This window comes from Photorhabdus machadonis (genome assembly GCF_052657765.1).
This window is the reverse complement of record NZ_CP199761.1, coordinates 5,001,644-5,017,825: the sequence shown is the minus strand read 5'-3', so window position 1 is coordinate 5,017,825 and position 16,182 is coordinate 5,001,644. Positions and strand designations below refer to the sequence as shown.

General features: G+C 45.5%; 13 protein-coding genes. 2 read left to right on the top strand and 11 right to left on the bottom strand.

Annotation, left to right across the window (positions count from 1 at the left end; all coding sequences use genetic code 11):
* Window positions 1–491 precede the first annotated feature (491 nt).
* From ACUN2T_RS24105 to ACUN2T_RS24080, 6 genes are all read right to left on the bottom strand, one after another.
* Window positions 492–686 carry a hypothetical protein gene (locus ACUN2T_RS24105; RefSeq protein WP_445495417.1) on the bottom strand — a complete coding sequence of 65 codons (195 nt, stop codon included), beginning with the start codon at window positions 684–686 and terminating at the stop codon, window positions 492–494.
* 59 nt (window positions 687–745) lie between these two features.
* Entirely contained in the window at window positions 746–2,425 is a 1,680-nt protein-coding gene (locus ACUN2T_RS24100; RefSeq protein ID WP_445495416.1) for a hypothetical protein, read from the bottom strand.
* Window positions 2,426–2,509: 84 nt separating this feature from the next.
* Entirely contained in the window at window positions 2,510–3,655 is a 1,146-nt protein-coding gene (locus ACUN2T_RS24095) for a type VI immunity family protein (protein ID WP_445497973.1), read from the bottom strand.
* 15 nt (window positions 3,656–3,670) lie between these two features.
* The gene (locus ACUN2T_RS24090) at window positions 3,671–5,020 is read right to left on the bottom strand and encodes a VRR-NUC domain-containing protein (protein ID WP_445495415.1); all 1,350 of its coding nucleotides are present in this window, start codon (window positions 5,018–5,020) and stop codon (window positions 3,671–3,673) included.
* A gap of 2 nt (window positions 5,021–5,022) precedes the next feature.
* Window positions 5,023–7,146, bottom strand: coding sequence for a type VI secretion system tip protein TssI/VgrG (gene tssI, locus ACUN2T_RS24085; protein ID WP_445497972.1), 2,124 nt, complete (start codon window positions 7,144–7,146; stop codon window positions 5,023–5,025).
* A gap of 17 nt (window positions 7,147–7,163) precedes the next feature.
* On the bottom strand, window positions 7,164–8,897 hold the full coding sequence (locus ACUN2T_RS24080; RefSeq protein ID WP_445495413.1) for a type VI secretion system baseplate subunit TssF: 1,734 nt from the start codon (window positions 8,895–8,897) through the stop codon (window positions 7,164–7,166).
* A 269-nt stretch (window positions 8,898–9,166) separates the two neighbouring features.
* Between ACUN2T_RS24080 and ACUN2T_RS24075 the strand changes: the two genes are divergently transcribed.
* Window positions 9,167–9,298 carry a PAAR domain-containing protein gene (locus tag ACUN2T_RS24075; protein ID WP_445495412.1) on the top strand — a complete coding sequence of 44 codons (132 nt, stop codon included), beginning with the start codon at window positions 9,167–9,169 and terminating at the stop codon, window positions 9,296–9,298.
* Between the two features lie 384 nt (window positions 9,299–9,682).
* Here ACUN2T_RS24075 and ACUN2T_RS24070 read toward each other — a convergent pair whose 3' ends face one another.
* From ACUN2T_RS24070 to ACUN2T_RS24055, 4 genes are all read right to left on the bottom strand, one after another.
* Window positions 9,683–10,417, bottom strand: a complete 735-nt coding sequence (locus tag ACUN2T_RS24070) for an immunity 52 family protein (RefSeq protein WP_445495410.1) — start codon at window positions 10,415–10,417, stop codon at window positions 9,683–9,685.
* A 256-nt stretch (window positions 10,418–10,673) separates the two neighbouring features.
* Window positions 10,674–11,240 carry a restriction endonuclease fold toxin 5 domain-containing protein gene (locus ACUN2T_RS24065; RefSeq protein WP_445495408.1) on the bottom strand — a complete coding sequence of 189 codons (567 nt, stop codon included), beginning with the start codon at window positions 11,238–11,240 and terminating at the stop codon, window positions 10,674–10,676.
* Between the two features lies 1 nt (window position 11,241).
* A complete protein-coding gene (locus ACUN2T_RS24060) occupies window positions 11,242–11,586 on the bottom strand; it encodes a hypothetical protein (protein ID WP_445495407.1) in 345 nt (114 codons plus the stop codon).
* Window positions 11,587–11,588: 2 nt separating this feature from the next.
* The gene (locus ACUN2T_RS24055; RefSeq protein WP_445495406.1) at window positions 11,589–12,080 is read right to left on the bottom strand and encodes a DUF4123 domain-containing protein; all 492 of its coding nucleotides are present in this window, start codon (window positions 12,078–12,080) and stop codon (window positions 11,589–11,591) included.
* 417 nt (window positions 12,081–12,497) lie between these two features.
* Here ACUN2T_RS24055 and ACUN2T_RS24050 point away from each other — a divergent pair, with 417 nt between their 5' ends.
* The gene (locus tag ACUN2T_RS24050) at window positions 12,498–12,761 is read left to right on the top strand and encodes a PAAR domain-containing protein (RefSeq protein ID WP_445495405.1); all 264 of its coding nucleotides are present in this window, start codon (window positions 12,498–12,500) and stop codon (window positions 12,759–12,761) included.
* Between the two features lie 79 nt (window positions 12,762–12,840).
* Here the strand turns inward: ACUN2T_RS24050 and mscM are convergent, their stop codons facing one another.
* Window positions 12,841–16,176 carry a miniconductance mechanosensitive channel MscM gene (gene mscM / locus ACUN2T_RS24045; protein ID WP_445495403.1) on the bottom strand — a complete coding sequence of 1,112 codons (3,336 nt, stop codon included), beginning with the start codon at window positions 16,174–16,176 and terminating at the stop codon, window positions 12,841–12,843.
* Between the last annotated feature and the right edge of the window lie 6 nt (window positions 16,177–16,182).

The following is a 16,182-nucleotide window of genomic DNA, read 5'->3' as shown; positions in this document are numbered from 1 at the left end:
TATGAAGGAAAAATAAAGGCAGGGACTTATTAAAACTGATTAAGATTGCTGGTAAAACGGCATCAGTAAAGATAAAAACCGGGTATGATTAACGTTGATTAAACATAAAATACGATAGCCGATGATGATTAAACCTAATAAAAATCAGGTAATAAAAGTGGTAAAAAGGAGGTAAAAACTTTATATTGATTAAAACTATAAATAAAAGCAATGACTTTTAAATAACGTTTCATAATTCTGCTACACATTAACTCCTTCAACCCACTGTTATACATAGAATGATGAGTGGCATAAGATGTAGCACTATTTTGGAATCTTATTTAATAACAGTTTAAAGACTGGTTATGATAAAACTCGGAGTAGGATTCCACTTTTTTATAATTTATCCAGATAAGATTTTTCTTCTAAAATGAGGATTTAACCCTGACATTTATTATGTAAAACCGCGATACCTTAACATTGTTAGCGGTATTTTATGAAAGTATAGATTATCACGGCAGGTCATCCAGGTTTTTCAGGAAAGTACAACGATACCAGCCAATTACATTGCTACAGGTTTTCTCCCTATATTTAATATCCGGTGGTGTTGCCAGAAGCTTTTTTTCCCAGCGTGCCAGCCGCTTGGCTGGCAGTGGATGAATCGTAGGAAACCATTTTTTAAGTAAGCTTTTTAGGCGTTGCTTCATAGTGTGTGCTCTCCGTCAAAACTGCCTTTAATGGTATTTTCTGCTGTGGGTTTTTCTCCCTAGAGATAGCGCATAGGGGCGATGATATTTTCTGATTGTTCATAGTACCAGTATAGTTCGCTACTACGGGGATAAACGCCCATTGTTTCTGGGACTATTACTTCCAGCGTTGCCGTATCGCCATTCAGGGTCAATTTGGCCTGCTCCTTAGCTTCCCTGAATTTGGTACTACGGAAGGTATCAGGGATATATTTGCGGCGGTTAATTTCAACATAATCGATTTTTCCTTCCCAGTAGTGGGGAGTTCTGAATGGCGTCACAAAGATCCCGCGAATATTTGAGAGACCCATCTGAAAAGCAGGCAGGGTAAAACAATAGGTCGTGACACCAAACCCCTGATGTATTTTCAGTTGTGGTTGAATAAAGAGATTTAAGAACTCTTGGTTTTCGATAAGAAAATGATTTTGGGTATCATTGTTCATTCTTCTTGCTGTTTTAAGTTGTTCTGATATTTCAGGTCTTCCTTTTTCTCCCCAAAAATCATATTTCTTCCCCGCTCCCCAAAAACAGTTATTCAACACTTTCTCTAAATCTGACCAGGCACTGTTGGCCTGAACAATACTGCCACCGATAAGCAAACTGGCCCCGACGACTATTGCCGTGAGTATGCCTCCCGTCAGGAAGCTGCCTGCCGCCGCTCCGATTAAGACTGCTGTTGTTAAGAGGGTAGAACCTGTCCCTATCGCTACCTGGCTATAACCTTCCACTTTATTACCCACTCTGAAAGCATTACTGGCATCATAGAAGGAGACCAGCGCCCCTAAATAACCTGCCACGCTACCGGCAACGCGGGAGAACTGACTGACCATGGCTGCATTGATAGCTGGCACTTTTATCCCGTTCATCAGCGCCTTGACTATCGGGGAATTTACCTTACTCGCCAGCGTCGAACCCAGAGAGGTCAAATCAGCACTCATACCAATCACCGCCGTACTAAAGCGCAGCAGGTTCATATAGGTCGGTCCGGGCTGTAACGGGTTATTGCGGGCATATTCTGTCTGCATAGCCACATCTGCCAGGGTAAAGGCATTGAGAAACAGGCTGACGCCGGTCAGTGGGGCGTCAAACAGTAAACCAATGGACGGTTTACCGGCACCGTCTAAGGTAAAAAGCTGGACCGGCGAGTCTGCACTGGTTTTAACGGCGGGCAGGGTTATCACCGGTTTGTTGCCGAGTGATCCCAGGCGTTGACTCCAGTTAATGATCCGTTCCCCAATAGCCTGTGTCCGTACCGCTGGATCTGGCAGGTGACGATGGGCTTTCGATTCCAGCCGTTTAAGCATTTCCTGATAACTCTGTTCACTGAGTGCCACTCTGCCATCCGGTTCAATTACCACGCCCAGCGTAGAGAGCAGGGCGGGAACAAATTGTTGGGTTATCTGGTCGATGGCTTTCTGGGGAAGCTGGCGGAGATAATTTGTCCCCTGAGAAATCGCCTGACCGGGATCAGCACAGACGGTGGCCAGGAATGTTCCCATACCCAGCAGAATATTATCGACACCGCGAATAAACGGGCTCTTAAGCATCGGTGATTTTACTTTGTCGTTATTCAGCACGGTGATAACACTGCCGGTAATGGTGCGCCAGAAGTTGCCATCCCCGTTGCTGTCCGACTCGTTAGCCGCCAGTTTTGCCAAAACCTGCTGGCCCGGCAGGGAGGATTGCAGATTGCCAAGCAAACCGGAGAGGATTTCACTGAAAAACTGGAACTCCAGCGCGTCCTCTTCTTCCCGCGTCTCTTTTTTATCGACTGTTTCTCACCCTTACTCATTCCTGTTTTCTGCTTCTCGTATCAGATGCCATACCGTTGTTCCCGGCTCCGCGCCCTGAATATCAAAGGCAGTCGCGCCCTGAACAAAGAAATACTGTTTGTCAGGCTGGCTGTCGGTTCGCCAGAATCCGCTGACCAGCATCGGTTCGCCGCTTCTCACTGGGGTTACATGCAGAGGGCCCCGGTCATAGCGGGCATACCAGGCTTGTGTGGAAATATCATCAAAATGACCCGCGCCGTGAAAGTGCAGAGAATCACCTTTACCCGGCACAAAACGTATCGGGCGTATCAGCTGGTTAATGGCAAAATAACTCTCCGGGACACTGCCCGGCAGCGGTGTCAGATCCGGGTATTTACCGGCCCGGATCATCAGACCATTGGAGTAAGGACTTATCACTACATCCGGGTAGCGTGCCAGTGTTTTACGTATCCAATGTTCCCCGCCCAGCCGTCCGACAAAGCGTTTGGATAGCAGGGTGATCCAGTTCATGCTCCGTATAGTATCGGCATAATCATCCAGTGTGGTATGAACGGTAGAGTTGACTTGCAGGGTGGGGTAGCGCAGGGCCAGTTGATACTCTAAGGGAAAATAATCATGATAATCTCTGGGCAGGACCAGACAATAACCACAATCTCCCCAGTCAGGTTCGAGTTGTTCGCAAAGAAAATCCAGCCATGCCATAAATTTGGTCATGCCGTCTTGCTCTTTCAGATAATCCCAGGGCAGTGTCAGGCTCAGGTAAGAGCTACTATCGTCACCATCATCCTCATCGGAATCTAGGTAACGCATCAGATAGTGGGGGGCTTCATAGAGATTTTTTGCATCACTGACTACCCAACTGGACAGCTGATTTTTTTTCTGATTAAGGATACTTTCTTCCACCTTAGCAATATTTTCCGGTGAATATTTTCTTAATCCTTTCAGCTCATGACGATGAAAACGCAGCTGAGTGCCAAACTCTTCGCGGAAGCGCCGGTAGCAGGCCAGAATGCGTTGCTTTTTCTCCAGCGTGTAGCCCTGTTTAAAAAACAGGGTTATTGAGATACCCAGGCGGGAAACAGTCAGTCCATCGCCATTGATAAAAAGAAAAGCGGTCAGTTTTGATCTCAGTTGGGCAAAGTAATCTACAGTTTCCATCATTTTCTCCGTGAATTATGAGGCGGTGGCGAATGTTACACCCGCCAATATAGTCAGGACAGCCGCTAATGCTGCGGCACTGGCTGCGGCTAAAATTTTCACCAGTACAATCAGCGCCGCAGCGACGGCAAGGGTGACGAGGATAACAACGGCAACTTCGGCAATAATCACAATCACTTCCAGCATCTCTTCACCCACCTTTTTCAATATTTGCATCCAGCTAATATTTTTGAGGTCTTCCAGGGTGATATCTGAGCCCTGTTGTACGGTTTGCCACCGGGCTTTTATCTCACTCTCCGTCCAGGTCACGATTTTTCCCGTTTGTTCACTGACCCAGGAAAAAGCGTAACTGGCCTGATGGGTTATTGGGTCAATAATCTCGTTACATACCCACTTGCCGGTTTCACTGAACCATGCTCCAAACTGGGCAAGGCGTTCACGGGTACTGTTACGGACATAATCTAACCCCTGTTCTGTCAAGCCGGCTACCTCCTGCCCGAGGACAACCCAGTCTTCATAGCTGGGTAAAAACGACCAGCGGGAAGTGCTGAGAAGTGGTGGATTTTTTGTCAGGGGTTGCGGAATAGTGCCCGGCACGCCCTCTTCTGGAGGGATGGGTAAAGCTTCCTCATCAGGAGGTGAACCGGGCGGCAGTGGGGCCAGTGGTATGGGGTTTTTATAGTGCTGGGAACCGGGTTGGTAATGTTTTCGCCACGCTTCATCATACTGTTTTTGTTCCTCGGTGCGGTTATCAATGACACGCATCACACCAAAACGATCACGGGTAGCAATCTGGATATAATCTTTTTCCTGACCATCAGAGAGTTCATCCCCTGGAAATTTTACCTCAATCAGCATTTTTAGATTGTCGGGATGCACGGAACCATCAAAGTAAGTGGCATTCCTGCCCGGCCAGCGGAGAGCTTCCTCTTTAACCAGAATAATATCGGGACGGCGAATACGCTTAACACCAAATTTCTCCGCATCGGCGGCAGAAGGCCGGGCAAACGGATTACTGGATTGTGGTAGATTATCACCATAACTCTGCTTAGAGTCTTGACTGGTCGCTAGCATGGGCAGAGGAACATCCTTCTTCCCTCGGATGGCAAACACCACTTCTGCTTTATAGGACCATAAAAAGTTATGTTTAAGCTCTTCAACCTTAATCAGCCCACTCATAATGATTTGATTAAGAAAACGAATGGCACCCTGTTTAGTGACAATCATTGCCGGCAGCCGCAGGGCATATTCGGCTTTTTTTGCCAGGTAGCAGGGGTCTTCATCGGTGGGGAAGACCCCGATTTCCATCGTGCAATTAATTGAGGTGACTGCCGGGCACATCTTGCCGCTGTTGGATATTGCCATACTTATTTCTCCGTAAATTCCATAACATGCTCTACCGGTGTGTTATCACTGGCCTGATATAAGGTTTGCTTCGGTTTCGGTGGGGTTTCCGGTGAACTCAGTTGCAGATTTTCTTCTGCCTCACTCTGTACGGTTACAGTTCTGCCCAGCGTGTCAGTTTTACCGGAAAGGGTCTGACCGCCAGCGGTGGTAATGGTATAGGGGGTATGCGCCAGCGGCTTACCGGTTTGCTCGCTTCGCAGGGTATAGCGTGCTGAGTAGTCGAATAGCGCATCGGCGGATTTCTTTCCGGTGATATGGTCAGACATGGTAATACTGACCCCTTCGATACGGATATTGCCCATTGGGTCAATGACTATCTGCCCGCCTGCGTTCCCAATGGTGATTTGCCCGCTTTCCGAGTGCACAGTGATATGTTTACCTACGATGATTTGCTGGTTATCGGTGATGCTAAATTGATGGCTTTTACCGATTGAAATGGTTTGCTGGCCTTTAATGGTCACATTTTGATTTTTACTGACTTCAAGCGTCTGGAAGCCCTGCACGGCTTCGTCATCATCGTTTTTAATCATGGTGGTACGGTTATGCTCAACTTCTGTTTTCTGGTCATGGTTTATCTGTGTGGTTTTATCCCTGAGAACCTGCGTATTCATATCCCGTTGAGCATGAATAAACACTTCCTCGCTGCCGTTTGCATCTTCAAAACGCAATTCGTTAAAACCATGACCTTTATGGGTTTTAGTTCTGAACGTAGTGCGGGTCTTCTCCGCCGGTAAATTCAGCGGCGGACGGTTAAGCGCGTTATAGGTACATCCGGTAATCATGGGGCGGTCAATATCGCCGTTGAGATAGGAGATAATCACTTCCTGGCCGACTCGCGGGGTGGCCAGAAAGCCAAATCCGTTGCCGTTCCAGCCTTGTGCCACCCGTACCCAGCAGGACGCCTGGTCATCAGGCGCGTCGTAACGGTTCCAGTGGAAGTGAACGCGAACCGCGCCATCTTTATTGACGTAAATTTCTTCCGTGCCGGGCCCGACAACCGTGGCGACTTCATCGCCGTCAGCCTGGGGTTTGTAGCGGTAGGGCGGACGCCAATCGTTGCGACCGGGAATGAACCGGGTCTGTGAGTTTAAGGTAGTACCGGCTCCGCCATCACCCAAAACGGCGGGCACATGCCCCTGATGTCGGGAAGAGACGACTTGCCAGCGGTCATTCATGGTGTCAATCGGGTGGTGGGTTAACGTGAAGATCCGGCCCGGCATTAATCGAATACAATTGCTGTCCGCTTGCCCTGATTTGCTGTCGGCCCGCACCGCTTCCAGCCGGTACTGGGTTAATGGCATGCCCTCTTTGTTTTTCAGAAAGCGGCCATAACTTTCGAAAATGTGAAATGGCGTGCTGCTCTCTGCCTCAAAATCTGTCGCGTTATGCTGCAAGGCATAATTGGGGTTGTGGTAATTTCTGTCTTTTTGGGAGATCGATTCCGGGCGCATGTGGGAGCCCAGAGACCATTTGGAGATAACATTTTCTTCTGTTGCACTGGTGACGTCCGGGTTGTAGATCAGCGTATCCGGTGCCCTCATGTTTAAATGGCTGTCGCTGACATGGAGCCCGTCATCGGCGAACCAGAAGAAAATCCCCTCTTCCGCGGCAAGGCGGGTAAAGAAATCATAGGAGGATTCCCTTTTCATGGTGGTGTATTCCCGCACTGAATGCGGGTCGTTAAAATGCATATTAGCCCTGAGTTTTTTCTGTTTCAGTATGCTGTGTAAAATCTCGGGAACGCTGAGTTGGTGATAGATGCGGCTGTCCTGATCGAGGGTCAGCAGCCACATTTCTGGTCTGACGGTCAGGTGATACAGGGTTTGATGCCGGTTTGTGGTGCCAATAACGGCACTTTCAACCAACCCTTTCACTTCACGTTGCGGATTATCGTCACGGGTGACGGTGAACTGCGCGGTTTGGAGCAGGAGGGTATCGGTATCAATATCTGAACGCGGTGTCGCTAATGTCAGAGACAGGGTAAATAACGATGAAAGCGCTTCATCTAATGTAAAATTGACGACCGCAAAAGTCATGGGGGCCAGGTTGCCGATAGTGCAGGAAAAGCGGAGTCCGGTTTTCATCATTCTTCCTCGTTATGTTACATGAGCTTCTGGTGCCCGGGCATATTGTAAAATTCCCAGTGTTCACCGGTGTCATCATTGATGACAGTTAATATGTGAAAGCTTGTTTCGACCAGGCAGAGGGAAAAAGCGGTATGTAATGTTTTGGCGAAGGCATACATTTCGCCTTCATGTTCATAATTTCCGGGTGTCATACGAAGCGTGATTTTTTGGCCTCTCACGGGGATACCCTTGACCAGACGGTAGTGTGGCTCGATATGGATGTGATTGAGACCATCGGCCATGCGCTGAATATGCCGGCTACGTGGGGCGTCCAGATGCGCGAAGGTATTAAGTTGTTTGACCAGAGATCTGACGGAATCAATATGACCGAGAAAAAAGGGCCCAATCGACAACAGGGAGAGTATCGGCCAATGCTGATGACTATTGACTACGGCAGGCAAATCTTTTGATGCCGCCACGATATTTTTGGCCTGAATATGGCTGGGTATCTCTTCGTCGGATATACAGATTTGCCCGATGTCCAGTGTGTGTGCCTGGGTATCAAATTTCTGATATTGGCAGTAAAAATCGCGATGATGGTGCGCTGTGACAGGTTTTGCCTGATGATCATAAAATGTGAGAGTAATTTGACTGCCGCCAAATGGCAATTCCTCCCGTATATGGTCAAAAAGCAATATGTTGTCACTGGGTTCGGCAAAATGGTGGGCCGTCAGTTGCGCGCTATTGATAAGAGGAACACGGCGACCCGATCCGCTGCATATTTCTTCAGGTTCAGAGTGGAGTTTAACGTTATCAATACTGAAAATTTCATCTGCCGGTAATACATAACGCGATTTGTCCTTTTCAAATATTATCGGTTTTGTTCTTGCCGAAGACAGGTTGATAACCGGTACGCAGTGAGGAATAAAGGCGGGTGTGATGTCCTCGATGGGAATATTGCAGTCGAATTCCAGGGTAAGGGTAAATTGCTTATCTTCGCCTAAAGGGAGCTTAGAGATCTCCTTCGATAAATCAAATGACATCAAGTCATTGACATGTGGCAGGTAGAGGTATTCGTATAATACCTGCAACGGCCAGAAATAGTCATGGGGTCTCGGCAGGACCAAATTTTCCTTCATACGTGAAGCGCTTTTGATAGACAGCCACATCTCCTTCTCTGCAAGGGATGTTTTCAGATAAATGTTGTCTAGCGACTGATCCAGGTATTTCGTCAGTAAAGACGCCAGTTTTTGATCTTCGCCCAGAAAAAGCGTGACTGGTCCGGTCTTCCAGTAGGGAGTTTGCCCATGGTATTGAAAGGTCAGCGATATCAGGCTTTTGTTTTCGCTGTGTGTCAGAGTCTTATGGATCAGGGTGACCGGTTCAATGCTGATATCCTGGGTGGTTCTGAACGTAATGGATTGGTTAGGTTGTATGGCGGAAATTTGACTGCCTTTGGCAATGTGTGTGGCTTCAGTCATGCTGCCCGGTTGAATAGCTAACTGGATAACGCTGGTTGAAGGAATAGGATGTAACGGTATCGGCCAGACATTGCGTAAAATAGGGTTAACCACTTCAGGGAAAGCATCATTAATTTTTTGCTGAAGACCGGCAGCCAGAAGCGAAAAACCTTCCAGTACCCGGAGAATATCCGGGTCACCAGATTCGGCGGTAAAGGGGGCAAGGTGTGGATGTTCTTGCGCCGCGTGACGCATATCATGTTTTATTTGAGAGAGTGCTTCTCGGTAGAAATCTTCAAAATTCTTCATATTTACGCCTGTCTCTTTTGTGCTCAACTATTAATGTGAATTTATATTTCAATCTGATAAATATCAAGGTTGATATTTTAAAGATATGTAAATTCCGCTTTAAAACAGTCAATAATGTAAATTCTATAGGTGTTTAAGTAACATAATAATTTAATTTATTTCAAAAAGTTTAATTTAGGGCAGTTTTCCTTGATTAAGTTGTGGCACCATGATAGCGGGATGTCATAAGCTGAAATTAATATTTAACTCATAGTTAAGTGGGGTAATAAATGTTACGTTCCATTATTTTGGTTGGAGATTCGACTTCGCATGGTGGCAAGGTGATGGCAGGTGATGGCGGGTTGGCGGTGTCAGGGAAGAAAGTGGCCCGGGTTGGGGATGCCGGGCATAGTCGGCTCTAATGGGCAAATGTATGCCCTGGAGGGGATGAAAACCACTTGTGGAGCGACATTGATTGCTTTGCAAAGTTTATTTCAGGCATAGGGTCGTGGTAAACGGTAATAAGTTGCCTGAAATAGAGCGAGTTGGTTCAGGTACGGGTGTTCAGTCCTTTATTATCTGTCTTTTTACAAATTGCCGGGCTGGGATAGTGTTTCATTACCATGCCTCTCTTGATTGTTGTTAGATTAATAGGCTTACAGCGTGTCCGGAATCTTTGTATCATTACAAATCAGCTTTAGTGGCAACACGTACGGCTTGATACACGCAATCATCAATGGCGGTAATGACTTTACCACCATGATCGGTTAGGTCGTTTAATCGGATAACTGCTTTGTTTGCCATAGTTATATCTCTGTTATCAGTGGTAATATTTGTAGATCCCGCAAGCAGATTTCAATATCATTGGCTTTATTAATATGTTCCTGGTTTTCAATATCAAAGATATCTTTTGTCGTGATAATCAATGAGCCTTTTTTGTCATTTTTATCAGAGATAGGTATTATTTCTTCCGCCATTGGGACTAAAGTTGGGTCTATTTCTATTGGTAAATAGAGCATCCAACCGGCATAAACCCTATCTGGAAAAACTTGTTTTTGTTTTAATGAGTAACCTCTTGTATCTACTAAAATAAATGGAGAGTTTCGAACCGATATTGAATTTTTTAAAATCTCAATAATATCTTGAGAATTAAATTTATCTTTGTTTAAATTGATGCTTATAGATATATTAGTTTTACCTAATCTAACAGGATTAACATGGATTTTATCTTCACCCATATATAGAATACTGTTGTTGTTCTCATCGACTCCATCAGATAATGATTTCACAATAAATCCAGAGTTTTCATCATAAGTTTCTTTAAAATCCTCTATAGCGTATTTAGTAGGTCCATTTTCATCAAATGCATTATTTTTTAATCTTTCTTCTTGAGTATAACCAGGCAAATGCCAACCACTTTTTCTAGTTGTTAACTTATTTATCTTGCATGTGATTTGATATAAATCAAGTAATGCATTTTTAGGAGTTAAAGCCTCATTTGAGTCATGAAATAATTTTATTCTTGAAAAGATAATTGACATTTTTAACTCTCCTTTTTGTGAGAATGATTAAAGTTTAGTGTTAAATACCGTAATGTTAGGAAACATAGAAAGTGCCGTAAGAAAGTATTCATAAGATATTGGTTCTAAATAGCTTTTCATAATACCGATACAGTTGGTCTATTTGATTAATGTCCGAGTAGTGCAAGTCTGATGCTTGATAGGCAGCACTAACTTATCGCTCTGCTATGCATAGCGCACAACCCTTGCTACACAAAGCGTTGTACGAAGTGGAGCACTATTTTGGAAAGTTATTTAGAAAGTGCCAATGGAATTTTGGAATATTATTTAATGTCTCGCATACTAAATTTTGCCTTCTAGCCTGATTAATCATACTGTCATGTCCAGACATTTTTCCCTTTAACTTGATATTCTTATAAAAGTCATTAGGTTCTCCATCTTTAAAAAACTGATCATACTTAGCTTTGGCTTCAAGAAATAAGCATTGTGCAGGTTTCCAGCCATCAAAATTTGTCTCCAGACATAACCAAGTTTCAATTATGTTTAATTCAGGGTTGTATATCGTCCCGGCAATTTTTGTTTGGTAGGCAATGGTTATTTCTGAATACGATGTGGTCTTTTCCCAAACCATCGTAACGTTCCCAATAGCCGGACATTTCTCACATTCAGTACGGGACGAAGCAATTGTTTGTGTATCCGCTTTTGCCTTGTCTTGTTCGCCTTCTCTATCTTTGGTGCTTTCCATCGCACCAACGGCGGCTAATCCCGCTGCACAAGTAGCCAGTGTCCATTCAGCAGCAGCTAAAAGAGCAGGAGCCGCTGGCGCAAGAAGTGGTAATGGCATGTCAATTTCTCCTTTTCATTAAATTATCCATAACACGTAAATAATCACGGCATTGTTGCTCCGGGCTATCTCCCGAGTTCAACATGTTCTGGATTTCTGACGAACCGTGAAAATCACGGTTAAACGCAACGAAATATAAATAAGAGCGGATCAACGCTTCATCCTTAAATCCCATCGCAATCAAATCCAGATAAGCGACCTTTAACCGCCTGTGCAGGCTCTGTTCACTTTCATTTTCGACTAATTCACTATGCTCAGCCAGAATACGTTGTCGGATTTGGGTCACATAAGCCTCATCTTCCACATCAATAAATTTAGCGACCTGCTCTTTGTTGAGTTTTATCATCGTCAGGCTCCTTTTACAAAATAATCATTATTATCAAATAAATACACCCACTCATGAATACCGTCAGTGAATGCTGACAATTGCTCTGGGCTGAAAATATCCCGAATTTGATGCAAAATGCGGGGATCGTAAAAACGCAGCAACGCTGTTTCCCCCGTTTCCAGCTCAACATTCAGGTAGTTTTCAAGGTGGCGGGTCAGTTTGTCCAAAGACAGCGTGGTGTGTAGCCAGGACACCGAAGGTGCAACCTTTTCCAACGCAGATAACTTTTCTTCCCATGATTTCGCATAAGCCATATCAAACAACCATGGCCCCGCGAACGCAATTTTGGCATCCGGGTATTGCCGGAACAGGGGATTATTCGTGCCGGAGATATACTTAATCTCTTCAGCAAAATGACGTTCATACTGTAGGCCACTGACTAAGGCATACCGTTTCATTTCAGGATGCATTTCTCTGTATTCACGCCATTTTTTCTGTAATTCCGGTGTCATGACTGCCCCCTGATAACCATTGCCGTGCCATTCAGTTCTGCTTTCATCAGACAGGTCAGACAGATTTCTTTCAAGGGTGCCGTCAGGGCTTTTTCTGCCTGTACGACACTCGCCTGTTTCAGTTTATCCAGCCTATCCGGCAGTTTGCCACCCCAACCTGAGCCGCTGCCGGGTGATCCATTGCCAAAGTTAATGCCCGCATTTAATAAATATCAATATTGATATTTTAAAGATGTGTAAATCTCACTTTATAACAGTCACTGGTGTAAATTTTATCGGTGTTTAAGTAACATAATGATTTAATTTATTTCAAAAAGTTTGATTTAGGGTAGTTTTCCTTGATTAAGTTGTGGCACCATGATAGCGGGATGTCATAAGCTGAAATTAATATTTAACTCATAGTTAAGGGGGTAATAAATGTTACGTTCCATTATTTTAGTTGGAGATTCGACTTCGCATGGTGGCAAGGTGCTGGCAGGTGATGGCGGGTTGGCGGTGTCAGGGAAGAAAGCGGCCCGGGTTGGGGATCCGGTATCCTGTCCAAAATGTGGTGGTCATCAAACCATCGTGGAGGGGACGCCGGGCATAGTCGGTTCTAATGGGCAAATGTATGCCCTGGAGGGGATGAAAACCACTTGTGGAGCGACATTGATTGCTTCGCAAAGTCTATTTCAGGCATAGGGTCGTGGTAAACGGTAATACGTTGCCTGAAATAGAGTGAGTTGGTTCAGGTACGAGTGTTCAGTTTGCCATGATCTTTTTACAAACTACCCGGTTGGCGTGGTGGATTTCGGCCTGACATATTGGTCGTCGCACTGCGGATATTCTGACCAATGATATCAATGCTAGCTTGAAAGGGTGGGAATGGCAGAGTAATACCATGCTTGTGAAATTCTTGCAGAATAAGCTGGTGAACTTCATGGCGGACTGGCATTCGGTGCCCCATTTCAGCGGCATAAATACGTAATTCAAATATCTGAAGGCCATGCTGGAGATCAACCAGATACACCTCAGGTGCAGGGTTATCCAGGATCAGAGCACAGCGCTTGGCAGCCGTTAACAGGATTTGGGTGATCTCTTCGCTATTATTCTCTGTCGGCGCAGGAATTGTCAGTACGACACGGGTGATGGTGTCAGATAGTGACCAGTTGATAAATTGCTCGGTGATAAAGGCTTTGTTAGGCACAATAATCTCTTTTCTGTCCCAATCTGAAAGTGTTGTCGCCCTTGTGTTGATCTTTGTGATGCTGCCAGTCAGATTGCGGATGGTGACGGTATCACCAATGCGGATGGGTTTTTCAAACAGGATCATCAGGCCAGAAACGATGTTGGCAAAGATTTCTTGTAAGCCAAAACCAAGCCCAACCCCCAGTGCCGCAACAAGCCATTGCAGTTTTGACCATTCAATACCAATCAGCGAGAAACCTACTAAGCCACCGATTAGCGTGATGGTGTATTTGGTTAGTGTGGTAATGGCAAAACCGGTACCTGGGGCCAGTTCCAGATGCTGCAATAAGGCCAGCTCAAGCAGTGCAGGCAGGTTACGTACTAGCTGAGTTGTGATAATAATCACCAGTATGGCGATTAATACCGAGCCCATTGTGATGGGTTGAACCGTTTCTACATTATTTATTGTTGTAGTGACATCCCACAGGCGGATATTTTCCAGGAATGAGAAAGCTGAATGGAGTTCTGACCAGAGCCAAATCAGTGAAACCAATGCAAACATGGTCAGAATTGAGCGTACCAGTCCTAGGGATTGAGCACTGATTGCATCCAGGTCAATAATGGGTTCGTCAACTTCAATGGAACCTTCGATGCTGCTTGATCCCGTTGAATCATCTTCTCCTTTGGCACGTTGAGCCAGAATTTCTGCCCGCCGCTGTTTTGCCCGTTCAAAAGCAATCCGGCGCCGCTGAATCAGCATCCAGCGCCGGATAATATGGTAAATAACCAGCAGGAAGAACCAGATAGCAACGGAAGTCTCCAAACGTCCCAGTAATGCCTGCGATGTACTGAAATAGCCCAGTATGGAAGCCAGAGCCGCGATGATCGGCGCAGAGAGTAAAATCCACCAGAGAGCAGTATTGATAACGTTTTCACCGGAGCCATTTTTATCCAGATAAAGAGGGATTCTTGCCCGTTTCAGGCTGCTGGTAATCAAGCTTAAGGAGACGCACAATATCAGGAAACAGAGCCTGCCAAGTGTGGAGGCGAATTCTCGATCACTGTAATGTTCGAAAGTGATTAATGCCATCACCAATGGCACGATGGCAAAGATAGAGAGTTGGTAGAATCGCAATGCGCGTTTGACTCGTTCTTCCTGCCAGCGAAAATGGGCAATGAAGAGTCCATTTGGATGTGCAAACGTCGCACTCAGCATAAAGATCCATAATACGGGAGTTGTCGCATTGACACCATATCCAATGGCGATTGCCATTGGGTACTGCCAGGCGCTTTGCAGCCCATAGCCAATCGCAGACCAGAGCATTGGCAAAGGTAACGCAACAACGACCGACCAGAACACGGTACGTAAAGTAAGGGAGAAGTGATCATATGTTACTTTGCCGATGCGGTTACTCGCGCGCTCAAGAAATGCGTGATAGTGACGGAGAGAACCAACGCTGAATATGACAAGAAATAGTGCACCAAGCAGATATAGCAGCGTATCCTGAGTGGTCAGCATGACTATCAGAGCCCCACTTAACTGAGAGAAAGTGTCCAGTGATAATAAGCGGGTCAGATCCTGCACAACACTGATAGGGTAATCGAGCGAAACAGGATTAACATCTGCGATCCAGAATAGATAACGGTGTGTGGCTTCCTTTACTTCTGTCAGTGCATCGTTTAGCTGGTTGGTAGCGACTTTCAGTTTGGTTAGTTCAAGAATCTCACTGTCATAACCAGATAATAGTGAATTGAGTAATTCTTTGCGGGTACGAATCAGGGAATCGTAAATCCGCTCTTGTTCGGCCGTCAATGCAACATTGTTTGCCTGCGTTGGTTTTGTTTCTTTCTGTAACTGTTCCAGCATATCTTCGTATTTCAGCCGATCGACCCTGAATTTGACAATATTCCGGTCAAGTTGCTGAGGTTTAGATATGTCGGGCAAACGGGCAAGCTGAGTTCGAAGTGCTTCTCCAAGCGTCGTAGAGCCTCCAAGCCATTGGGCCTGTTCACGAATGGTACTCAATGCTTGCCGGACTTGAATAATATCACTAGCGGCCTGGCGTTGCTTTGAGCCGATGGTATTCATTCGTTGCACTTGCTGATTTAGTTCTTGAGATAAATGACGGTTCAGTTGTAATTCATCAAGCAGAAATTTTGGTAGCTGACCACTCTGTTCTGCCAGCATTTCTGTATGTTCCAGGGCTAATTCTGCTTTTTGCTGGCGTTGTGCGTTAAGTTGGCTGCGGAGTTGTTGCAGCTCAAGATCAAGTCGCTGATAACGCTTTTTGAATAGGTCAACTCGCATACGGGAAATTTCCTGCCGGTTATTGGCAGAAAGTTGAGCTATTTCCAGTTCATTAACTGTAGCTTTGTGAGCGTTTACTTCGGCTTGAGCTAAAGAAAATTGGGCTTCTCCTAACGGAGTGGAGGGTGTTTCTAATGATTGAAGGCGAGAGGATGCTTCAGTCAGCAGGCGTCGTGCTTCTGATTGTTGTTGGGGTAATAATCCAAGGGAGTCGCTGATTTCCCGTCCTTTGTCCTGCTCTTGCTGTAATTGTCCACCTTGGTCCAGTAACCGACTGCTGATCTGAATGATTTGCTGCTCAAGATTTGCGATTGGTTGGTTAGCAGGAATTCGGCGGGGAGTATCACTTTCAGCAAGTAACTTTTGACGAAGCTCTCTGATTATTTTTGGGAAATCATCAATGGTAGCCTGATATTTCTGTGTTCTGTCGTTAGCAGATTTAGTATCAGCAATCCAATTCAGCGCTCCTTGGAGCGCCTGAGCAACTTCTGCATCCTGCGGATTTTTACTGGATTCAATTTGTTTCAGTTCTTGTTTGAGCTGGTTTTCATCAAGTTGAGTAGCAGCAAAAACAGGACTAATAATGAGCAGGCTAAGTAATAAGCTGATAATCAGGCGCACGATAGA